Annotated in this window: 18 protein-coding genes; 8 read left to right on the top strand and 10 right to left on the bottom strand. The window is 61.5% G+C overall.

The features are described from left to right. Positions 1-98: 98 nt before the first annotated feature. Complete coding sequence (locus RIG82_12870; GenBank protein ID MEQ9461835.1) at positions 99-1232, top strand: bifunctional methionine sulfoxide reductase B/A protein; 1134 nt, start codon at positions 99-101, stop codon at positions 1230-1232. A 300-nt stretch (positions 1233-1532) separates the two neighbouring features. Beyond that, positions 1533-3569, top strand: a complete 2037-nt coding sequence (locus RIG82_12865; GenBank protein MEQ9461834.1) for a pentapeptide repeat-containing protein — start codon at positions 1533-1535, stop codon at positions 3567-3569. Positions 3570-3692: 123 nt separating this feature from the next. Here RIG82_12865 and RIG82_12860 read toward each other — a convergent pair whose 3' ends face one another. Then, positions 3693-5111: an SLC13 family permease gene (locus RIG82_12860; protein MEQ9461833.1), complete on the bottom strand. Its 1419-nt coding sequence runs from the start codon at positions 5109-5111 to the stop codon at positions 3693-3695. Between the two features lie 131 nt (positions 5112-5242). Between RIG82_12860 and RIG82_12855 the strand changes: the two genes are divergently transcribed. Further along, positions 5243-6037 (top strand): heme-binding protein, encoded by a 795-nt coding sequence (locus tag RIG82_12855; GenBank protein ID MEQ9461832.1) that lies wholly within the window; start codon positions 5243-5245, stop codon positions 6035-6037. Here RIG82_12855 and RIG82_12850 read toward each other — a convergent pair. The 9 genes from RIG82_12850 to RIG82_12810 form a co-directional block, all read right to left on the bottom strand. Further along, entirely contained in the window at positions 6026-7498 is a 1473-nt protein-coding gene (locus RIG82_12850) for a serine hydrolase (protein ID MEQ9461831.1), read from the bottom strand. The two genes, RIG82_12855 and RIG82_12850, sit on opposite strands and share 12 nt — an antisense overlap. Positions 7499-7639: 141 nt before the next feature. After that, complete coding sequence (locus RIG82_12845; GenBank protein MEQ9461830.1) at positions 7640-8212, bottom strand: GNAT family N-acetyltransferase; 573 nt, start codon at positions 8210-8212, stop codon at positions 7640-7642. Beyond that, positions 8212-9324 (bottom strand): DUF5009 domain-containing protein, encoded by a 1113-nt coding sequence (locus RIG82_12840; protein ID MEQ9461829.1) that lies wholly within the window; start codon positions 9322-9324, stop codon positions 8212-8214. Before RIG82_12840 ends, RIG82_12845 begins: the two co-directional genes overlap by 1 nt. A gap of 16 nt (positions 9325-9340) precedes the next feature. Next, on the bottom strand, positions 9341-10366 hold the full coding sequence (locus RIG82_12835; GenBank protein MEQ9461828.1) for a Gfo/Idh/MocA family oxidoreductase: 1026 nt from the start codon (positions 10364-10366) through the stop codon (positions 9341-9343). 32 nt (positions 10367-10398) lie between these two features. Then, on the bottom strand, positions 10399-11235 hold the full coding sequence (locus tag RIG82_12830; protein MEQ9461827.1) for a sugar phosphate isomerase/epimerase family protein: 837 nt from the start codon (positions 11233-11235) through the stop codon (positions 10399-10401). A 28-nt stretch (positions 11236-11263) separates the two neighbouring features. Further along, positions 11264-12442, bottom strand: a complete 1179-nt coding sequence (locus tag RIG82_12825) for a spherulation-specific family 4 protein (protein ID MEQ9461826.1) — start codon at positions 12440-12442, stop codon at positions 11264-11266. Positions 12443-12537: 95 nt separating this feature from the next. Beyond that, positions 12538-13680 (bottom strand): PEP-CTERM sorting domain-containing protein, encoded by a 1143-nt coding sequence (locus RIG82_12820; GenBank protein ID MEQ9461825.1) that lies wholly within the window; start codon positions 13678-13680, stop codon positions 12538-12540. 148 nt (positions 13681-13828) lie between these two features. Beyond that, a complete protein-coding gene (locus RIG82_12815; protein ID MEQ9461824.1) occupies positions 13829-14482 on the bottom strand; it encodes a PEP-CTERM sorting domain-containing protein in 654 nt (217 codons plus the stop codon). Positions 14483-14566: 84 nt separating this feature from the next. Next, on the bottom strand, positions 14567-15670 hold the full coding sequence (locus tag RIG82_12810) for a GntR family transcriptional regulator (GenBank protein ID MEQ9461823.1): 1104 nt from the start codon (positions 15668-15670) through the stop codon (positions 14567-14569). A 211-nt stretch (positions 15671-15881) separates the two neighbouring features. Between RIG82_12810 and RIG82_12805 the strand changes: the two genes are divergently transcribed. The 5 genes from RIG82_12805 (at position 15882) to RIG82_12785 (ending at position 22733) form a co-directional block, all read left to right on the top strand. Next, complete coding sequence (locus RIG82_12805; protein ID MEQ9461822.1) at positions 15882-16763, top strand: prepilin-type N-terminal cleavage/methylation domain-containing protein; 882 nt, start codon at positions 15882-15884, stop codon at positions 16761-16763. A gap of 60 nt (positions 16764-16823) precedes the next feature. Further along, positions 16824-18041: a Gfo/Idh/MocA family oxidoreductase gene (locus RIG82_12800; GenBank protein ID MEQ9461821.1), complete on the top strand. Its 1218-nt coding sequence runs from the start codon at positions 16824-16826 to the stop codon at positions 18039-18041. 74 nt (positions 18042-18115) lie between these two features. Continuing rightward, positions 18116-19957 (top strand): sodium:solute symporter family protein, encoded by a 1842-nt coding sequence (locus tag RIG82_12795; GenBank protein ID MEQ9461820.1) that lies wholly within the window; start codon positions 18116-18118, stop codon positions 19955-19957. After that, on the top strand, positions 19954-21321 hold the full coding sequence (locus tag RIG82_12790) for a Gfo/Idh/MocA family oxidoreductase (GenBank protein ID MEQ9461819.1): 1368 nt from the start codon (positions 19954-19956) through the stop codon (positions 21319-21321). Before RIG82_12795 ends, RIG82_12790 begins: the two co-directional genes overlap by 4 nt. A gap of 17 nt (positions 21322-21338) precedes the next feature. Further along, on the top strand, positions 21339-22733 hold the full coding sequence (locus tag RIG82_12785) for a DUF4832 domain-containing protein (protein MEQ9461818.1): 1395 nt from the start codon (positions 21339-21341) through the stop codon (positions 22731-22733). Positions 22734-22784: the final 51 nt, after the last annotated feature.

Here is a 22784-nt window from a genome sequence, read left to right as displayed (position 1 = left end):
CCAAGCCCACCCATCTAAAACCAGACCGCACCCAGCCTCCCCCTTGCGGGGTGTGGGGGGGGGGGGAATAAAACAAGCTCGAGGGCTATGGTTGTGATATGAACTTCACCCAATACTTAGCCTGCCTCATCCTGACCCTTGCCCTTCTGCTCACCGGCTGTTCCGACACCGCCGCCGGCACCCGCACCTCATCGGAGTCCTTCATGCCACGGTCCGTCAACGTCAAAGTCTTCAACGCCGACGGCGAACTCGTCGGCCCCGTCCCCTCACCACGCATCGAAAAAACCGACGCCGAGTGGCGGGAAACCCTCGACGACCACCGCTTCCAGGTCACCCGCAAAGACGGCACCGAACGCGCCGGCACTGGCGAACTGCTCCACAACAAAGAGAAAGGCGTCTACACCTGCGCCTGCTGTGGACTCCCACTCTTCCACTCAGACACCAAGTTCGACTCCGGCACCGGCTGGCCCAGCTTCTCCGCACCCATCGCCAAAGAGAACGTCCTCGACAAAAAAGACACCTCCCACGGCATGGTCCGCATCGAAAACGAATGCCCCCGCTGCGGGGCCCACCTCGGCCACGTCTTCCCCGATGGCCCCGCCCCCACCGGACTCCGCTACTGCATGAACTCCATCTCCCTCGAGTTCACGCCCGACGACCAGCTCGCCTCCCTCGCCGACCCCGCCGCCAACACCGGTCCCCTCACCGCCGCCGTCTTCGCAGGCGGATGCTTCTGGTGCACCGAAGCCGTCTTCCAGCAACTCGATGGCGTCCACGATGTCATCTCCGGCTACGCCGGCGGAGACGCCGCCACCGCCAACTACAGCCAGGTCTCCGCAGGCCTCACCGATCACGCCGAAGTCATCCAGATCACCTACGACCCCACCGTCATCACCTACGACAAACTCCTCGATGTCTTCTTCACCGCCGCCCACGACCCCACCCAACTCAACCGCCAGGGCCCCGACGTCGGCCGCCACTACCGCTCCGCCATCTTCTATGCCAATCAAGAAGAAAAACAACAAGCACAAACCCACATCGAACAACTCACAGCCTCCGGCAAGTTCTCCAAGCCCATCGTCACCACCCTCGAACCCCTCACCGCCTTCCACCCCGCCGAGGCCTACCACCAGGACTACGCCGACCAAAACCCGACCAACCCCTACATCCGCCAACAAGCCCTCCCCAAAGTCGAAAAAGTCCGCTCCAAGTTCTCCGACCAACTCCGCTAACCAACTAGGGACCCCCCAAGCAGAAACGAGTCCCGAACTTGCTTCGGGAGCCCATTACCTCACAATCAAACAACCACCTTCACCTCCCCTCAGGGTGCCACGCACCCTGCGAAGCCTCGGCGAAGCAGGGCCGATCCCCACGCCCCACGTAGGCGACGCGCTTCAGCGCGTCCCACACCCCAGTTGAACCCTCAAAAACACGTTTTTTCTATAGCTACCCCCCCCCGGCAGGTAAACTAAAGCAGGATTCAGGACCTTCCGGTTGCCTCAAACGCAGTCCTTACCGGGACAGGACACACCATGCCAGCCTCACCCACCTCCCCCTTAAACACCGCCACCCTCATCGCCGCCGCCCTCGCCGCCGCCGCCGCACCCCTCACAAACAACGTCCAAGCCCAGATCTTCCGCTGGGACAACGGCCAACTCATCCCCGGAACCGAATCCCTCACCCCCGGACCGAGCGTCAACTGGGACGGCCTCAGTCTCGGCTATGCCGACCTCGTAACAGCTTTCCTCCGATCCGCCTCGCTCGTCGCAACCGACTTCAACCACGCAGACCTCGCTGCGGCCAACCTCTTCGAAGCCAACCTGACCTCAGCCGACTTCACCTCGGCCAACCTGCACAACGCCAACCTCTTCAGCGCCAACCTCACGTCGATCAACCTCACCGGAGCAACCATCACCGGCGCAAACCTCAGCCGAGCCTTCTCCTCCTCCGGCCCACTCACCTTCGCCGACTTCGCTGGCACCGCGAGCTATCAGCAGAAGAACCTTGTCAGCACCAATCTGGGATTGGCATACTTCCCCGGAGCCGATCTGAGCCATCAAAACCTCACCCGAGCTAACCTGACGAGCATCCATCTGACGTCAGCCGACCTTCAAGGGGCCAATCTAAGCTCCGCGACGATAAGAGAATCATGGCTCCAATCAGCGAATCTGCAGAACATCAACGCAAGCTCCGCAGATCTGACCGGAGCCCGTCTCCAGGACGCTGACCTCACCGCTGCGAACCTTCACAACGCCGATCTGCTTGTCGCCAGACTTGAGAACACCAACCTGGCCAACGCGATCATCTCCGAAGCCAACCTCGGATACACCGTAAGCCGTGGCTTCACCGCCGCCCAGCTCTACAGCACCGCCACTTACCAGCAGAAGGACCTCCATCAGGTTGACTTGAGCGGAAACGACCTGACCGGCTGGGACTTCAGTCACCAGAACCTCACCTCCGCAAGTTTCTACCGCAGCACGCTGATATCGACGGACTTCACCGGCGCAAGAATCACCGCCGCAAACTTCGGCTCGACCGTCTCTGCTGGCTTCACCGCCGCCCAGCTCTACAGCACGGCCAGCTACCAGCAGAAGGACCTCCAACGCATCACCCTGAATGGAAACGACCTGACAGGCTGGGACCTCAGCGACCAGAACCTGACCTCGGCAAACCTGGCAGGAGGCGCTAACCTGACCTCGGCGAACCTCGCCAGCGCGAACCTCAAGTCGGCACAGCTTTTCAACAGTGATCTGACCGCAACGAATCTCTCAGGAGCAAACCTGACGTCGGCACGTCTTCAAAACAGCGATCTGACCGGAGCGAACCTCACCGGAGCAGACCTGCGCCAGGCTGCGGATTTCAATCCGATCTTGACCGTCCCGCAACGTGGCGGCAACCAAGCGGACCTCACCGTCCTGCGCCACACCATCCGACCCGACGGGAACATCCCCGCAGGGATTGATCTGCAGCCAAGTGAATCGCTGATCGTCCGCGACAATCCTCAGCTTCCTGTTGAAGTCTGGAACAAGTTCAGTGTCGATGACGAGAGCACACTCGAGATCAGGCTCGCCGATCCAGCCTACGGCCCTCGCATGATAAGCAGAGTCACCCCGCAACTCGCCGGCGAACTGCTGCTCTCCCTTGAACCCTCGTTCAATCCTCTAACGCTCCTGAACCAGACCCTCCCCATCTTCGACTGGCTCGTACACTTCGTCCCTCTAGGAACCTTCGACACCATCACCATCGACGCCCCCGGCCTCATCTACACCCTCGACACCTCGGCCCTCTATACCACCGGCCACCTCACCATCCTCCCCGCCATCGAAGCCGACGCCACCGGCGACGGAACCGTCGATCTCCTCGACCTCTCCATCCTCGCCACCCACTTCGGCGGGCCCGCCACCGGCTACCACCAGGCCGACTTCAACAACGACCACACCGTCGACCTCATCGACCTCTCCATCCTCGCCGCCAACTTCGGCCAGTCCGCTCCCGCCCCCGCGCCCATCCCCGAACCCGCCACCCTCCTGCCCCTCTCCCTCGCCGCCCTCCACCGACCCCGCCGCTGACCTCAACCCCAAAACCCTGCGAGGCGCGCGCACATCCCAACGCATTTCGGGGGCCATCGGTCACGGTTGATTGACGACTCACGTCGATTCACAGCCCATTCGACCCTCCATGGACGACGCTTTTCACCCCAGATTCAGGACCCATGCGCACATCACCGTGATCACCACCACCCCGATCAGGTTCAGCACCAGCCCCTTCCTCGCCATCCTCCCGATCGTCAGCCGATCACTCCCGCCAAACACAATCGCATTAGGCGGGGTCGCCACCGGCAGCATAAAAGCGCAGCTCGCCGACAACGCCGCTGGGACCATCAGCATCAACGGGTCATAACCCATCTCTACGGCAAGCGATGCAACAATCGGCATCAGCAGCGTCGTCGTCGCCGTGTTGCTCGTCAGCTCCGTCAGGAACGTCACCGACAGGCAAACACCACCAATCACCACCACCGTTGGATAACCACCCAATCCCGCCAAGGCCTCACCAATCGCACCGTCCAACCCCGTCACCACAAACGCCTTAGCAAGCGCAAGCCCACCTCCAAAAAGGATTAAAACTCCCCAAGGAATCTTCGCCGCAGTCTCCCAGTCCAACAGCTTCTTCCCACGCCCTGCCTCGCCACCCGCCGGAATCAGGAACATCGCCACCACAGCCAGCAACCCCACCGTCGCGTCATGCGCCATCGGCATCTCCAGCCACACCGACCACCCACCCAATCCAAACGGCAGCGAACGAGTGATCCACCCCGCCGCCGTCAGCCCCAGCACCACCAGCACCCGCCACTGACCCGGGGTCCAATCCCCCGGCCGATCAACGCGCAAATCCTGATCTGACCTGAGATTCCAGCACAGAACCAGTGCGCATGCCACCAGCATCAACACGCTCACCGGCGTCCCAATGGTCATCCATGAGAGAAAATCCATCGTCCGGTCCGTGCTTGTCTCATACACCGCCGCAAGCACCCCGTTGGGCGGCGTGCCAACAAGCGTCGCCATCCCGCCGATGCTGGCCCCATAAGCAATCGCAAGCAGCAGCGAGACCGAGAATCCCTCATCCTCCCGGGATGAACGCTCAATGACCGCCATGGCGACCGGCAGCATGATCAGTGCCGTCGCGGTATTCGAGATCCACATCGAGCAGAACGCCGTCGCCAGCATGAACCCAACCACCACCCGCCGCGGAGAACCCGCACCCACCAACCGCATAACCCCATGGGCAACCTGAAGATGCGTCCCCCATCGCTCTGCGGCCCGCGACAACATGAATCCCGCCATGAACAGCAGCACAAACTTGTCCCCATACGCCACAGCCAGTTGGCCATGGTCCAGCACCCCAGCGAACGGAAACACCGCGAAGGGAATCAACGCCGTCGCCGGAATCGGGATCGCCTCCGTGCACCACCACACCGCGCACAACATCGTCACGCCCGCAGTGACCGAAGCCTCCGCCGACAGCCCGGCAGAACCGGCGCACAACGCATACACCAACAACCCGGCCAGGGGGCCGAGCAGCAGGGCCGTCGATCGAATCACGCTTGATGACATGAGGTCGTTAATCCATTGAACCAACGCTGAGAATAATCGTTTTCTGCTCGCCGGACGATCTCAGCCGCGCCTTGACCCAACGGGGCTCCAATAATGCATAAGGCTACATCCAGCCCTTACGGAGACCCGCCATGCAATCCATCCTCCCAGGACTCCAAAAACTCACCGCCCTGGGCCTTCTCACCCTCATCACCGGGTGCGCACAATCCGAAATCGGCCCCGCCACCCCCGACGCCCAGGCCCACGCCGTCGCGCCCGACCAGCCCACCCCAGACTTCGCCCCAGGCGACTGGCGTGTCCTCCGCGTCGCCGGCGACCCCGAAGCCGAACTCGAAGTCATGCCCGGCAAAACCAAAGCCGGCGACGACGCCCCCTACTACCGCGCCGGCCGCGCCGCCATCTCCGCGGCCCTCGCCGACGGCTACGCCCCACCCACACCACCCGGCGCCATCGAACTCAAAGTCTACGCACCCTACCGCCAGGCGATCGTCGAAACCCAACGCGGCGAAGGCTCCGCCTTCTGGCCACTCTTCCAACACATCCAAAGCCGCGACATCGCCATGACCGCCCCCGTCGTCATGACCGGCGCCATGGCCGGCGACAACGCCGACCAATCCTCCATGGCCTTCCTCTACCGCTCCCCCGAACTCGGACCCACCGGCGAAGCCGAACGCGGAATCATCGTCGAGGACACCCCCCACACCACCGTCCTCTCCATGGGCTTCATCGGCCGCGAAAACCGCCAACGACTCAGCGAACTCCGCACCGACCTGGACCAATGGCTCGCTGACCAGCAGGGCCCAGACCATTGGGTCATCGACGGCGAAGCCCGGCTCCTCGGATACAACGGCCCCGACACCCCCCGACGCGACCAGTGGTGGGAACTCCAACTCCCCGTCCGCTGGGCGACCGATTCACCCGAGTGATGACCTCCGCCGCTTGAGCAGCGATAGCACCAGCAGGCCCGTGATGGTGCCGGGTTCCGGGATCGTGCTGACCGCTCCTCCAAACCCGAAGTTCCCCGCGAGGATCGACAAGTCAACAAGGTTGACGAACCCGTTTCCATCGAAATCACCATCCGCCCAACCCCGGCCGGGTCGGTTGAAGTTCGCCGCCAGCGCCGACAGATCAACCAGGTCCACTCTCCGGTCCAGATTGGCGTCCCCGGGCGCAGTCCCCAGCAGCCCGGTGATGAGAAAAGCGAGATCAAAGTCATCGACTCCGCCGGACTGGTTGATATCAAAGGCCACGCCAGTTGACCCCGACTGGATCGCCGCCGCGAGCAGATCGATGTCTGTCTGATTCACCAACGTGTCGCCGTCGAGATCACCCACAAGCTCCCCGGACAGATCGGCGAGGATCGCCGCGTGCATCAGCGAGCTGAGAGTCTCGACATTCCCGAACTGGCTGAGGTCGGTCGAAAAGGTAAACACCAGCCCCTCAGACTCGTCGATCCAGCTGTGGAACCCTCGCGCTCCGCCAGCCAGGGCGTCCACGCCGGAGCTGGCCTGCGTGAGCTGGTCCACCCACACCCCGATGCCGTAGCGGTTGTTGTCCACCGGCGAGTTGGCGATCACCTGCTCATCCGTCGTCTGGCGTGAGAGCATGGCATCAACGGAGGACGATTCGAGCACTCGGGTGCCCGACACACGATCAACGCCATCGTTCAGCAGCATATCCATGAACCGGGAAAAATCGTCCGCAGTGGACTCGATCCCGCCCGAAACCCGCGGATTGGCGTCACTGGCGATATAGAACCGCGTGTCGTTCATCTGCAGAGGCACCGCAAGACGCTCGTCAAACAGATCAACAAAGCTGGTACCTGTGGCGACCTGCGCCGCAGCGCCAGCTGCGTGCATCGAGAGCCCGCCATAGGCAAAGGTGCTGCCCGCAGGCCCGTTGGCCAGCGGAAGCTGACCAATCTGAAAAGCTGCCTGCCGGAGTGTGATGAATGGGTTGGTCAGGGACAGCGAGGACGATTCCTGGCCGGAGAACCCTGAGGTATGACTAAAAGCCTGGCGGATGGTGATGTCCTGCTTCCCTTCAGAGCCGTACTCGGGCATGAAGTCGGCGAGGCGGCTGTCGAGCGTAAAGGGGAGGAAACTGGAATCGACAACCGACATGATCACCGCGCCGCTGATCGTCTTGGTGCTGCTGTCTGCTGCGGCAACGCGACCGATCGTCCAGTCACCGAACGCCTCGTGGTAGATCGTCTGTCCGTCCTGAAGCAGCTTGATCTCGAAGCCGGGAACCGGTTGGCTGACATTAAGCCCGTAGACGGCGCTCTCGGCCAACGCGGTGAGGGTCGGCAGGGCGGTTGCAGACGCCATGCTCGTAGCAGTGCCAAGGGTCAGCGTGCTGGCAAGGATCAGTCGATTGGTAACCATGGCTGGGTGAATCCGCTTGGGGTGGCTGTGGCCATGCAGAAAGTCTGCCCGATGGCGGGGAGAACGCCCAATGGATTCTCCTATTGCCTCGTGTTGTCCGGTTTTCTGATTGAGTCTGAGCGGGGTAGTGGAACTGGGTGGCTACCAGTCGGGGCCCCGCAGATTGAGGGTCTGGCCTTGGCTCGGTGCGGGATGCCCGGTGCCGAGCCACATCGCCAGCGTGTCGGGGCGCATGATGGCGGGCTTGCCGGTCTCATCGGTGAACAGCGGGGGGGTGGGCATCGCGACCCAGCCGAAGCGCTCATAGAACTTCTGACGATTCATTGAACAGAACAGCAGGCCTGCATCAACTGGTAGGGTCCCAAGGTCATCGCTGATACGCTGCATCAGCATCGCGCCGAGTCGCTGACCCTGCAGATTCGGGTGAACCGCGACGTTCTGGATCCCGCCAAGCTGTACCGGGGCACCATCAAGCACGGCTCGTCGGTCAACGACGCCGACGTGCGCCAGGACCCTGCCCGCAGGGTCGGTGAGCATCGCGGTCCATCGGGCGATGCTGCCGTTCCACGCCCGGGTCCGTGCGAAGGTGCTCGCGGAGTGCGGAAAAGCCGAGCAAAGCAGATGGCGGATGTCCTGATCGAGGTCGCACGTGATCTCGTGCACTTCCACAAGCGTGTAGACAGGATCGCTGATGGTGGGGGTCTTCGCGGACATCAGATACGGATATAGATGCGGTGGCGGTCGAGCCACCATGTGATGAACCAGAGCACGAACCACGTCACACAGGCGGTCATTAGCGCCAGGGCCGCACCAGCAAGACCGATCGGTCCCAGGAAACCTTCCGTGAAGATCCCCACGCGCGGCCGCAGCCAACCATAGGCCAGCGCCTCGGTAATCATGTAGATGGTGATGGGGTTGAGCCCCACCACGACAAGAAAGCCGAGTCCTCTCCGCCAGCCCGTGAGGTCAATCGCCGCGTGGAACAGAGCGAGGGCCAGAACGCACCACCCGCCCGAGACGATGACGAACGAGCTGGTGCTGATACGCTTGATGATCGGCGCGATATCGAGGGCCGCCATCGCGTAGCCAACGATGATGCCCAGCACGCCGAGGCCAGCCAGCATGACGACTCGACGTGTCGCACTCGGCTCCGCGATCAGCAGCTTGCCAGCGAGGACACCCCAGATCGTGTGCGCCGCGGTCGGGATGGCGTTGAGAGCGACCCAGCCGTCAGAGTTGGTCGTGCCCATCACCAGCGTATCGACGTAAGTACCGAAGTTAGAGCCGAGCACAAAGCTCTGGTCGTAAGGGGCGATGTGGATGAAGCGATACGCCAGGTCGGTGGCCAGGATCAGCAGCAGGGAGATCATGAACTGCGACCAGACCGGCAGCCGGTAGATCGCAAAAGCGATCAGGATCGTGACCGAGAGCTGACAGAGGACATTCCACAGCTCCCACACCAGGCTCATCGCGTAGAAGCAGTGGAGTCCGGCACCCAGGAGAAGGAGAATGATCGAGCGCTTAACAAAGTGGCCGGTCAGTCTGGCCCACGACACGCCCTTAGCACGTCGCGATCGGATGGAGAAGGCCATCGCGACGCCAACGATGAACATAAATCCGGGTTGGATGGTGTCCCAGAAGCTCAGCCCGCTTGGCGGGTGCGTGAACTGGGTGGCGATCGCCTGGATGATGGGATTCTCGAACTCGTGCAGCGCGTAGTAGACACCCGCGCCCTCGCCCATCAGCAGGAGCATGATGAGTCCGCGGTAGACATCGAGAGACAGCAGGCGCGTGGGTTGGATCGACGCTGCTGGTGGCGAGGTCATGTTGCGCCCTTCTGGATCAGGCCACGGTGGCGGCGACATCGATCGTTCTGCCGGTGCGAGCGCTCTCGATTTCGGCTTCGACGATCGCGAGAGACACCGCAGCATCGTTGACGGTGACGACATCAGGCGTCTTGCCGTGGCGGATGCAGTCGATGAAGTAAGCGATCTCAAGCTCGTAGCCCATACCGGACTCAAGCTTGATCGGTTCGGTCTTACCGTCGGCGTGGAAGACCGTCAGGGGGTGCTTGGCAGCAAGGTCGAAGACGGCTGTGGCCTTTTCGAAGTTCACGGCGTATTGCATCGTGAAGGGGAACGACTTGGCCATCGCCCATCCGCCCTCGGCAGTCACAAGGGGGATGTGGTCGTAGTGGTACTGCGTGGCGATGTGGTCGAACTCGTTGGTGATGCTCGAATAGCCACGGCTGGTCACGGCATTGGGGACGCCGAAGCAGTGGTGGATGAAGTCAGTGTCGTGGATGTGGAGGTCCAGGGCAGCCCCGCCACACGCTTCGCCGTTGAGGTAGAAGGCCCCGCCGGGGTGAGAGGCGACGCGGCGGAAAGTCGCAGAGCGCACATCGCCATAGGGCTTGTCCGCGACCGTCTTCTTGAGCCAGGTCCAGCCGGGCCAGAAACGCATGCACATCGCGACCATCGAGAGACCCTTGGCCGATTTCGCAGCATGAATAAGCTGCTGCGCCTGCTCAGTGCTGCGTGCGACGGGCTTCTCGATCAGGACGTGTTTGCCCGCGTCTAGCGCCTGCACGCCAAAACGCAGGTGAGCTGGCGTTGGCAGGCAGATATCAACAAGGTCGATGTCGGGATCGTTGATGAGTTCAGCGGCGTCGGCGTAACGCTTGACCTTCTGGAGGTCGAACCCACCCTGCGCCTGACCTTCGATGTTCCCACCGGCCTTGACCTGCCCGCTGAGGCGATCGGGGTCGGCGTCGGCGACGGCGACCACCTCCACGCCATCCAGGGCGGTGTAGGCATCCAGGTGCGTATTACCCATCATTCCGAGGCCGCAGACGCCGACCTTGATCATCTTGATAACTCCGTGGGGTTGAGGCGGTGTGATTAAAGCTTGAGGATCTTGTCCATGGCCTGGCTGGTGCGTTCTAGAAGCCCGGGGCTGTGCGGGATCATCTCGGCGATGACGGTCTTCTCGTAGCCGATCTGGCGAAGGGCGGCCATGGTCTCGGCCCAAGGCATATCACCTTCGAGCAGGTCGCAGAAGCCGTCGAGGGTGCCGACGGACTGTTTAAAATCTTTCACGTGGACCCTGCGGATACGCTTGCCGAGGACTTCGATCCAGTGAGGCGGGTGCTGGTGGTAGCCGAGCAGATTCCCGGTATCGAAGTAGATCCCGAGTCGCGGGTGATTGAAGGAATCTATGAAGGCTTTGAACTCGATAGGCGAGTAGAAGAGGCCGTTCCAGACGTTTTCGAGGAGGAGATCGACGCCAGCTTCTTCAGCGACCGGAAGGAGTTGGGTTACAGCTTCTCGGGCCCGGTCGACGGCGTGGTCGTAGCGGATCAGATCGGGGCTGATCGGGCTCTTGACGACGCCGGGGACGAAGAGCATCCCCTTGAGCCCGAGCTTGCCGGCCACGCGGAGGGCTCCGGCGTGAAGCTCAATGGCTCGTTTGCGCGTCGCGGGGTCATCGGAGGTGGGGTTGAATCCCCAACTCATCCCGCTGGCAAGCGTCTCAACGATGAGCGCCGAGCCTTCGATCTGCTGTCGGATCGTGCTGCACGTGCTCTCGGTGAGGTTGGGGTGGATGACGCCCTCGGGCCCGACGCAGAGTTCAAGGGCTTTGAATCCTGCTGCGGAGACTTCGTCGAGGGCTCGGTCGAGGGGATGGGTGTTCGCCAGTCCCTGTTCGAGGGACCAGTAGCTGATGCCTTGGATCACGGGTGACTCCCGGTGAAGGTGCGAGTTGTCAGGATAACGAGGTCGTGCGTCGGCGTGCGAGTAGGGCAGGTGTGAGGAGGATTAGCACCCCGCTCGGTTCGGGGATCGTGGTGGCGTCGAAGCCAAAGTTGGAGGCGAGGATCGAGAGGTCGATCAGATTGACGGCTCCGGAGAAGTTGAAGTCGCCATCGGGGTACCCGCCCAGCTGAGAGAAACTGGAAGCGAGGATCGAGAGGTCGACCAGATCAACCTTGCGATCGAGGTTGGCGTCACCACGTTGCGAGCCGAGGAGGTTCTCGATCCAGAAGATGGCGTCATTGTTGTCGGTGATGCCGTTGCCCGAAACGTCGTAACGGGGGGCACCGGGGTTGTTAAGGATGAGTTCAAGGTCGGTGAGATTCAGTTCGCCATCAAGATTGAAGTCGCCTTCGATGGCTCCGGCGTTGATCGTTTCGACGGCGGTAACGAGTTCGTCCCAGTAGAAGGGGAGCGTATCCCAGGGGTTACCGAGGACATCGTTGGTGACATAGACGTAGCCAGCGTTCTGCTCGTAAGACTGTTCCACGTTTTCGAGCATGGTAGAGGACGAGCCCTGGGTATGGACCAGGTGCGACAGGCGTTCTCGGGGATAATCGGCATTCCAGTTGCTGGGGTTGTAGCCGGGGTAGTTGCTGGCAAAGTTCTCGAAGACCACGATGTTGTCGGCGGTCGGGCGCGACATGAAGGCCTCCTGCGTGGTGGTGCCGGGGTTGCCCATCACCAGCCAGTTGGGATCGACGCCTTTGATGTAGTTGTAGATGTTCTCGTAGTGATCGACGGTCGAGCCAGCGGTGGTGTTGCTCATCTCATCGAGGAAGATTCCGTCGAGGTTGTACTGGCTGTTGTACAGGTCGATCTCGGCGTAGACCTGGCTTAGGGGCTTGGCGGCGTAGGTCGTGGCGACGTAGGCGATCACGGTGCCGCCAGCGGCACGGAGTTCGTTGACGACACGGGTGTAGTTGCTGTCGATGAACCCTGCGGGCCCGCTGTTGGGGTTCATGATGGCGATCAGCGGAACACGCTCGGCGGCGTCGTTCATCGCGGGCCACAGCGGGCTGGATGATGAGGGATAGAAGTACGCGGGGACCACGATCCCGAGGGCTTCCGCGTTAGCGGGGCCAACAAGGGCTGCTGAGAGGGCGGCGATCGCGAGAGAACTTCGTGTCACGCTCGTCATGGTTGGAACTCACGCTAGGGATGATTCGTGAAAGTGTGGCGTGCGCCTTTCGGCGCACGCCAACGTCCCATAGGAGGGGGAGAGGATCAGGCGGTTCGGCGGCGGGCCAGAGCGGCGACGCCGAGACCGAGGATGGCGAGGCTGGCGGGCTCGGGGGCTGGGGTGCCCGAGAAGCCGAAGTTAGTGGCAAGCAGCGAGAGATCGATCAGGTCGACGACGCCCGACCCGTCGAAGTCGGCATCGGCGTAGTTGCCGGGCTCGCCGAAGGCGCTGGCGAGTGCCGAGAGGTCGATCAGGTCGACGCTAAAATCGAGATTGGCGTCGCCGATGCTTGAACCGTAGAGGGTCTCGACCCAGTAGGCGATGTCTGCGGAATCAGCATCGTTGTCGCCATCGAGGTCGAAGGCTGAGTTACCGAAGCCGGCGATGAGCAGTTCGACATCGGGGGCGTCGAGGACGCCGGAGTTGTCGAAGTCACCTGGGAGCGATACGGCCACCGTCGAGTAGCTCAGGAAGTCGCCAAGCGGGCTAAGCAGGGGCTCGTCTGGCGAGGTCGGGTAGACGTCCTGAGGCGAGAAGTCGATGTTGGTGGTCACAGCGACGAAGTCGAAGGCCGTGGGGCTCGCCAGGCTGGACTTGGGGATCTCGAACTCGATGTCGGTGACCGGACCGTCGTCGTAGTTCATGAACCCGAAGGGGATGATGGTGCCCCAGCTGAAGAGTTCCTGGTTGGCCCCGCCGGGATTGGATAGGTTGCCGAAGCGGAAGAGGGTGGGGCCCTCGATGTAGTAATCGGCCCCGATCGGGAGGGTGCGGTCATCGGGCGTGCCGATGGGGTCACCATCGCCGCCACGGTATCCGGTGTCGGGATTCTGGTCGGTGTCGAGATAGATGGCGTGGTGGGAGCTGAAAAAAGACTGGAATGGGCCATCGACTGGGTCGGCGACCGGGTCGGCGGTGCTGTCCATGATCATGCGGAAGTAGAAGTTGTTGCTGTCGTGGGCGATGGAAATGGAGCCGATGCTCAGCAGCGGGACGACCACATCATCATCACTCGGGAATGGGGTCACGCTTTCCCAGCCGAGACGGCGGTCTTCGGAGGGGTCCAGGAAATCGACGAGGATGTCGCCATTGGCGACCTCGTTGCTGAGGGTAATGGCCATGGCGGCTGGATTGAGAGTCGCCACGGTGGCGGCCGCGAGCAGGGATGCTGTGGTGATGCGGTGCATGAGATTCGCTCCTCTTAGATCAGTTTCGAGTCGTGGGATACATGGTGAAGCAGGCTAAGTCAGCGCGGACATCGCGCCGTCGGCTTGTCGCCGTCAAGGACCCGACCCGGCGTTAACCGGGAGGGGTCGGGAGATTGAGATGGTCGAATCAGCGGCGGCGGCCGGCGACTGCGGCGAGGCCGACCAGGGCCATCGCGGCCGAGGCGGGCTCGGGCACCGCGAGGGTGTAGGTCACGGGTGCGTTGACATCGCCCTGGCCGAGATCGGTCCAGAGCAGGATGGTGAACGTGTCGTCGGCGAAGACGGGCGCCCCACCATCATTGAAGGTGATGTCCAGGGAGATGGCCAACTCGCTGCTGGAGCCATCCGAGAAATCATCGAGCAACGCGGCTCCGGAGCCGAAGAAGTCGCCGGACATCCCGGAGCCGTTGTTGAAGTTGGCGGCGTCCTGGGTGAACGGGAAGTCGTTCTGCCAGCCGGCTTCGGATCCGATAAGGCCGAGGCCGAACACGTCAAAGCCGGTGCCGACGTTGCTGTCCACGTCGAGGGCGATGAAGGTGCCCAGCGACTGCGCCGTGTGGTGGGTGTACCGGATGTACAGGAAGTCGTTGTCGTTGGCGATCTGGATGTCGGCGATGTCCAGCGTGCCGGGGTTGTCCGCGGCATCGCTGTCGAGGACCGGGACATCGGCCCAGTCGGAGTAGTCGCCATCGATGGTGATGGTCTTGAACGTGCCAGCCATGGCCAACGGGGCCAAGGACAGCAGCGCTCCCGCTGCGATCAGATGCTTGGTGATGCTCATGTTTCGAACCCTCCTCAAATGTGGAACTGAAACGGTGTGAAAGAAACGCAGGCCGTCACGAGACGGCAGGACAGAAACTGGTTGTTACCTCTTGACCAACGATGGTTTGAGGCAGATATGGGTGTGGATCTCGCAGTCGTCAACGCTGCTAGCCTGTGATTTTCGATCGGCATCGGCTTTGACGGCGTGGATGGCGGCGCGGCGACCGACTTCATGGAAGGGCATTGAGACGGCACTAAGCGGGACATCGGATCGCTCGGCGAGGGTGTTATCGATGCTGGTGAACATCAGGTCATCGGGGATCGTCAGGCCGGCTTCCTGCGCGGCGGCGATGGCCCCCATGGCCTTAGCATCGGAGACGCCGACGACGGCGTCGGGGCGCTGATCGAGCTTGAGCAGGTCGGACATCATGGCTCGACCGGCCTCTGAATCGATCGGCTTGTCCGCCTGACGGACCAGGCGTTCGTCATAGGACAATCCGGCTTCGTCGAGGGCACGGAGGTAGCCGTCGAGCCTCGCGCCGAAGCCCCAGAACTGGTCGAGCGGGCCGTTGAGCAGCGCGATGCGCTGGCGGCCAGCGTCGATGAGGTGTTTGGTGGCGAGGTAGCCAGCTTCGGTCTGATCGACATAGACGCAGTTGCCTGTGGGAACCGCCTCGTTGAGGCTCCAGGCGTTCCAGCCCTTGGAGCCGAGGTAGTCCCAGAGCGGGCGGTTGTAAGAAGGTTCGATGACCAGGGCGGTGCCGACGGTCAGGTCGTCAATAAAAGCGCGGGTCGCCCCATCCAGGCGACCGGGCGTCGCATGCCGGACGACGACATCCTGAGGATCGGCACCGGCCTCAGCGAGACCGGCCTGGATGCCTTCGAGGATGTGGAGCTCGACGAGCTGCTTGTCGCCTGTAAGTTTGGCGACGTGGGCGGATACGAAGACCGGGATTAGCGTCGCGGCCTCCTTCTGTTCTGGTTTCTCATCGGCGATGAACGTGCCCTGTCCCTGCTTGCGGTAGAGGTAGCCCTCGCGGACGAGGTCCTGCAAGGAGCGGATGAGCGTGGGGCGGCTCACGTCGAACTTCTGAAGCAGTTGCGACTCAGAGGGGAAGGGGTTGCCCGATTCCCAGCGGCCGGACCTGATCTCTTTGATCAGGGCCTGCTTGACTTGTTCATACTTGGGCAGGGGGCTAACGGGCATGGGGATAAGATAACGCGCCCAGTTGTATTGTCAAGAGAAAAGATGAGCGACCTAAAAATAGCGTTATAATCGTTATAGAACGCAGATTTTTTCAGAACATGTCTTGACAAGCTGGCCGTCTCATGTCAAGTTAAGTTCATCAACGTGCCTGTCTGTGTCTGCTCTATATTGACTGAATCACGAGAATCCCCGTTCAGGAAGCGAGTCTCCCATGTCACGAACCATGAAGCATTCCGCCCACCCCGCCCGTGGGTCCGGGTTTACGCTGATCGAGCTGCTGGTGGTGATCTCGATCATCGCGCTGCTGATCGGGATCCTGCTGCCTGCGCTGGGGGCGGCTCGGAATACGGCACGAGGGGTCCTCTGTCTTTCAAACCAGAGGCAGATGGGAATAGGGCTAGTGATTTACAGTACCGACAACAAAGGATATTTCCCGTATCTGGCCTATGCAGATGCGACAGGGCCGACCATCCGTTGGTGGCACCGGTTGGTGGAATATGGAGTGGCTGCTGGTTCAATCGAGGGCGGCGACACCAGTTCGACGGTGGTATGTCCGTCAGACCCCTATACCTATGAGCCGCCTAATGATGAGGGCAATGTCGCATCGAGTTACGGGATGAATCTATTTACCTCAATCAATGATGGTCTGTCGAGCGCGGGTGTGCCGTCAGGCTCCGGGCCCGATGGTGTGGATGATTTTTCTTCGGGTAAGGTTTGGTTCAAGATCGATTCAATGATCGCACCAACTGAGCTGGTCGCAACTGGCGAAATCTATTACGGCCATATGTTGGTTGGGGATAATTTTTCCACGCCTATCCCAGCCAATCGCTTGCGTATCGTGCACACTGAAACTGAGTTATCTGCCGGTCTGTGGAATACCGCCGAGTGGGGCCGGCATACAGGTGAACTCGACGATTCAAGTGGGCGGATGAATATCATGTATGCGGATGGCCATGCGTCCTCAGCCGTTCGAAATGTGACACTTTTTGGTTACAACGACTTCAATCTGACACTAGATCAGTTGGAGAAGGCTCGGAAGATGTGGTCGCCAATTGGTTTGTTCCCAGGCGAGGCTGGTTATCCATCGAAGTAGTTCGTGCATCTGCTCTGATCATTTATTTTCTTATTCATCATTCCCAGGGTTGACCCGATCATGATCAAACTAGCCGTATTAGGATGCGGGCAGCGGGCGGCGTATATCGCCAGCCGGGCGCTGCAGGCGGACCCGGACGTCCAGCTCGCGATGGTCGCGGACCCTGACCGCCAGCGGGCGGAGAAGAACCTGGCCGAGTGGAAGGTGGAACTCGGTCCTGAGACGGCGTTTGTTCCCGGGATTGATCGGCTTCTTGATGCGGCGGGTGATCTCGATGGCGTGATCGTCGGGACGCGGTGCGATCTGCACGCCGATCTGGCGGTGCGGCTGGCCCCAACCGGCTTGCCGGTGTTCCTTGAGAAGCCGATCGCGACGACGCTTGACGACCTGACCGCGATTGCTCGGGCTTATCGTGATCGGTCGGAGTCGGTGGTGGTGTCGTTCCCGCTGCGGATGTCGCCGTTGTTCCGAAGGGCCTGGACCATTGTTCGCTCGGGCAGGCTTGGGACGATCAATCAGGTTCAGGCGGTCAACTATGTGCCGTATGGCGGGGTTTATTTCGGTCAGTGGTATCGCGATGACTCGATCACCGGCGGGATGTGGCTGCAGAAGGCGACTCATGATTTTGATTACATCACCCGGCTCAGCGGGCTCGACCCGGTGAAGATCGCGGCGACGGAATCGCAGCTGGTCTATGGCGGGGACAAGCCGGAGGGGCTGATGTGCTCGGCCTGTGATGAGGCGGCGAGTTGTCCCGAGAGCCCGCAGAACATCAAGGCTCGTGATGACGATGGTGGGATGGGCAAGGGCGATCACGCTTGCGCCTTTAGCTCGTCGATCGTGAATCACGATGCGGGTTCGGCGATGATCCAGTACGCCGGCGGGTTACACGCCAACTATGTGCAGAACTTCGTCAGCCGGCGCTCAGCGCAGGCGCGGGGTGCTCGCGTGACCGGGTATCTGGGGACGCTTGAGTTCGATTGGTACACCTCGACGATCCGCGTGATCGAGCATCACGGCAAGGCCGTCGAGGAGATCAAGCTCGAGGACGGTGACGATCACCATGGCGGAGACGCGCTGCTGGTGCGTAACTTCATCGATGTCATTCGTGATGAAGGGCCGTCGGCGTCGCCTCTGGAGGCTGGTCTTCTGAGTGCGGCGATGTGCCTGGCGGCGCGTGATTCGGCGCAGAAGCAGACGTTCGAGTCGATCCCGCGCCCGCTCAAGACCGTGCCTGTTCGGGGTGCCCCGACCAACGGCAACGGTGTGCATGCTTAACCACTGACTGATCTTTTTGGCATGATGATGGCCATCCTGTCTGAGTTTCCCTGTTCACTGATCGTGAGACATGCATGACCTTCATCGATTGGTCGATCGTCGGCCTGTACCTGCTCGTGGCGACTGGGGTTGGTCTGTACTTCTCCAAGAAGGCATCGACGAACACGGCTGATTTCTTTGTCGCCAGTCGTTCGCTGCCGTGGTGGATCGCCGGGACTTCGATCGTGGCGACGACCTTCTCGACCGACACGCCGTTGTTTGTCGCGGGGTTGGCGCGAAACGAGGGGGTTCACGGGAACTGGTTCTGGTGGTCGCTTGCGATCGGTCAGACGGCGACCATTTTCTTCTTCGCCAAGCTCTGGCAGCGGACGGGTGCGTTGACGGACATCGAGTTCGTTGTCCAGAGGTATGACGCCTCGCTCGCCAGATCAGTCCTACGAGTGTTCAAGGTTCTATTCGATGGCGTGTTCGTGAACTGCGTCGTCATGGCGTCGGTCACGCTCGCGGCGACCAAGGTGATTCAGGTCATCCTGGGGTTGTCGAGCGATCCGGTGTTCACCCTGAGTGATCCGGTTTTCAACCTGTTCGAGATTGGTGTGACGCCGACGGCGCTGGTGCTGCTGACGCTGGCGACTACGGCGTTGATCTACTCAGTGGCTTCGGGTCTCTACGGCGTGGTGTACACCGACCTGATCCAGTTCGGCATGGCGATGCTCGGGTCGTTCTGGCTGGCGATCGTGGCGTATACAGAGACGGCGGGCGAGGTCGGCTTTGTTGAAAGGCTCCGTAAGACTGAGGGTTTCAAAGAGAGCCTGATCCATATCTTTCCGGACCTCTCAGCGATGGACATGCTCACGTTTACCTTCCTGGTCTATGTGATGGTGAACTGGTGGGTGCAGGCGCCGGGCCAGGGTTATCTCGTTCAGCGCTTGTTGGCGACCAAGAGCGAGAAAGACGCCATGCTCGGGTTCCTCTGGTACAACTTTTGCCACTATGTGCTGCGACCCTGGCCGTGGATCATCGTGGGACTGGCCTCGATGGTTTACTTCCCGGAACTGACTGGTGCGGACGCTGAGCTGTCGTATCCATCGATGATCAATGAGTTTCTCGGGCCGGGTATCAAGGGGATCATGGTGACGGCGATGCTCGCGGCGTATATGAGCACGGTGGATACGCACCTCAACTGGGGAGCGTCGTACCTGGTCAATGATGTTTACCAGCCGTTTATCAAACCGAAAGCCGATGCTAAGCACTACGTCATGGTGTCACGACTGAGCATGCTGGGTTTCATGATCCTCGCGGCTCTGGTGACGACGCTGCTGACGGGCATCCTTGATGCCTACAAGTACCTGGCGGTCATTACCGCTGGCGTCGGTTCGGTTCAGATCCTCAGGTGGTACTGGTGGCGTGTCTCGGCGTGGTCGGAGATCGTTTCGATCCTTGCCGCGTGTGTGATCGGTAACGCGGTTGAGTTGTACCTCCTCAAGGATTACGTCGATCCGGTGAGCGGTGAGACGGTCAACATGTGGGGGATGCGGATGCTGGTGACGGCGTTCGGAACGGCCGCGATCTGGATTGCGGCCACGCTGATGATGTCCACTAAGCCGACGCCAGCTGATCGTGAGTTCTGCGAGCGGATCCGCGTTCCGGGTCCTGGCTGGCGGCGGGTGCGCGAGGAGTTGGGGGTCGATGCGGAGGGTCTGGGCTTCCGCAACGCGATGATCGGCTGGTTCCTGTCGATGGGCTTTATCTTCGGTCTGCTGATCGGTCTTGGCTTGCTGCTGCTTGGTTCGCCGGGGACCGGTGCTGGTGTGATCGTCGCGGCGCTTTTGTGTGGTTATGCGATCGTTCGGCTGATCCGCAGCGATCCCGAGTTGCTCGGTGCCCGTGAATCCCAAGGAGTTTCCTCGTCATGAGTCACGACGAATCACGCAGAGATTTTCTCCGTGCCGCTGCGGTCGCCGGGTTGAGCCTTGGGCTCGCGGGGTGCGCGACCACGGCGAGTGGCCCGCGCACCGCGACGCAAAGCTCGGTCGCAGGACTGGCGGCGCAGTCGATCGAGCGTCCGCGTTTCGCAGTCATCGGTAATGGCGATCGCGGGGGTCAGTTGATTCGCCTGCTGGCACGGATGGATGATGTTGATGTGCTGGCACTGGCCGATCCGTGGCCGGGCGTCTCAGCGGCGCAGCAGAAGGTGTTGACCGACGCCGGGCGACTGTCGCCGTCGCTATACACCAGTGGGCCCTTTGCCTATCGGGCGATTCTCGATCGGGATGACATCGACGCGGTAGTGATCGCTACGCCCTGGGCATGGCACGCGGCGCAGGCGATCGAGGCGATGCAGGCGGGTAAGCACGCGTTTGTCGAGGTGCCGATGGCACCGACCGTCGACGAGCTGTGGGCGATGGTTCGAGCTTCGGAGCAGACTCAGCGTCACTGCATGATGCTGGAGAACGTCAACTACGGCCGCGACGAGTTACTGGCGCTGAACATGTGTCGGCAGGGCGTCTTTGGTCAGTTGACACACGCTGAGGCGGCCTACGTCCATGATCTGCGATCGCAGATGCAGGACATGGACCACGGCACCGGCTCCTGGCGGACCGAGTACCACACGAACTTCAACGGCAACCTCTATCCGACGCACGGCGTAGGTCCGGTCGCTCAGTACATGAATATCGACCGCAGCGAGGATCGCTACGAGACCATCGTGTCGTACAGCTCACCCGCGGCGGGGCGGGCTGAGTATGCACGGGCGAACTTCCCGGAGGGGCACGAACGCCGCCGGATGAACTACATCGCCGGTGATATGAACACAAGCCTGATCAAGACTCGGCTTGGCCGGACGGTGATGGTCCAGTACGACACGACCACGCCACGGCCGTACACCCGCTTGAATCTGATCCAGGGGACGAAGGGGGTTCTGGCTGGCTTTCCGACGCGGGTGGCGATCGAAGGGCGGGGCAACTACCACGAGTGGATCGAGGGCGTGGCGCTTGACGAGGTCTATCGCGAGTTCGAGCATCCGCTCTGGACGCGCATGGGCGCCGAGGCAGAACGAGCCGGCGGGCATGGCGGGATGGACTTCATCATGCTGCGCAGGGTCGTCGAGTGTCTCCAGACTGGGATGCCTATGGATCAGAATGTGTATGAAGGCGCGACGTGGTCAGCGGTCCGTCCGCTCAGCGCGCAGTCGGTGGCGAACGACGGTGCGCCAGCCGCTTTCCCTGATTTCTCCAGGGGGGCGTGGGAAACCACGGCCCCGCTGGCCATCGTCAGTTGAATAAGGAGCAACCCCCGATGCATCGCATCACTTCCCTTGGACTTGCTGTTGCTGTTCTGCTCGCCTGCACAACTCCTTTGGCGTCGGCCCAGGAGATGTCAATTGAGCGTGTTTATATGGCCTCTGACGCGGAGCTGGTCAATCCCGAGCGAGGGTTCTATCGGCAGTGGAACTCGCAGGATGGCGTCGGGGCGCTGGACCTGGCGACCATGAAGCAGCATCGTGCTGCGGGCATGACGCTCATGCTCCGGCTCTACTACTACAAGACGTTCCGTGATCGCCCGCTCACGCAGGACCAGCTCGACCTGTTTGATCAGGACATGAATATCCTCCGTGAGGCCGGGCTCAAGACGATCCTCCGATTTGCTTACACCGAGGCCATCGGCGACCCGGACGCGCCGATCGATGTGGTGCTCGGGCACATGGAGCAACTGCGTCCGCTGATGCACAAGCATGCGGACGTGATTGCGGTGGCTCAGGGTGGCTTCGTCGGCGCCTGGGGCGAGTGGCACGCCTCGATGAATGACCTGGCGGAGCCGCATAACGCCCGGCGGATCATCGCGAAATGGCTAGAAAATCTGCCGGAGGGACGCTTCGTTCAGATCCGCACGCCTCGACTCAAGTGGATGCTCCTTGGTCACAGCCGCCCGATCCAGTCGCATCACGCATGGGGCACCGCTGCGGGCCGACTCGCACACCACAACGACTGCTTCCTCTCCAGCCCGACCGATGTCGGTACCTATGAAGACATCGAACTCGAGAAGGCTTATCTCGCTGAGGAAACCCGTTACCTGCCGATGGGCGGCGAGACGTGTCAGCTCACCGAGTTTTCTGCGCCGGACAACGCGCGTCACGAGTTAGCCATGCTGCATTGGAGCTATCTCAACCTCGACTACCAGCCCGCGGTCATCAACATGTGGCGGGATGAAGGGTTCTTCAACGAGGTACGTGACAGGTTGGGATACCGGTTGGTGCTTGAAAAGCTCAGTTATCCGGAGACCGCTTCGGCTGGAGGAGCAATCGATATCAACCTGCAACTAAGCAACCACGGCTGGGCGGCCCCCTACAACCCCCGAGATCTTCGGATGGCGATCAGGCACAAGACCACCGGCGCGCTGTACGCCGTGACGTTGCCGGATGACCCGCGTTTGTGGCTACCCGGGGCTCCGATCGCCGTGACCAGAACTCTAGGCTTACCCACCGACCTGGTTGAGGGTGACTACAGCCTGCACCTGATGCTCGCTGACGGCGCGGCTTCGCTCCGCGATCGACCGGAGTACGCGATCCAACTCGCCAACGATGGTCTGTACGACGCCAACACCGGCTGGCACGACCTCGGCATCACCATCAAGGTCGAAGGTGAGAGCACCGCTGCCATCCTTTCTGATGTTCGGTTCCTGCCCGCCAAGTAACTGTTCCATCCCACTATGCCGCATCTCGTGAAGTCTGCCGCTAGCATCTAG

Source organism: Phycisphaeraceae bacterium (assembly GCA_040222855.1).
Lineage (GTDB): Bacteria > Planctomycetota > Phycisphaerae > Phycisphaerales > Phycisphaeraceae > Mucisphaera.
Note: the sequence above shows the minus strand (reverse complement) of the source record. Positions and strands in the feature narration are given on the sequence as shown.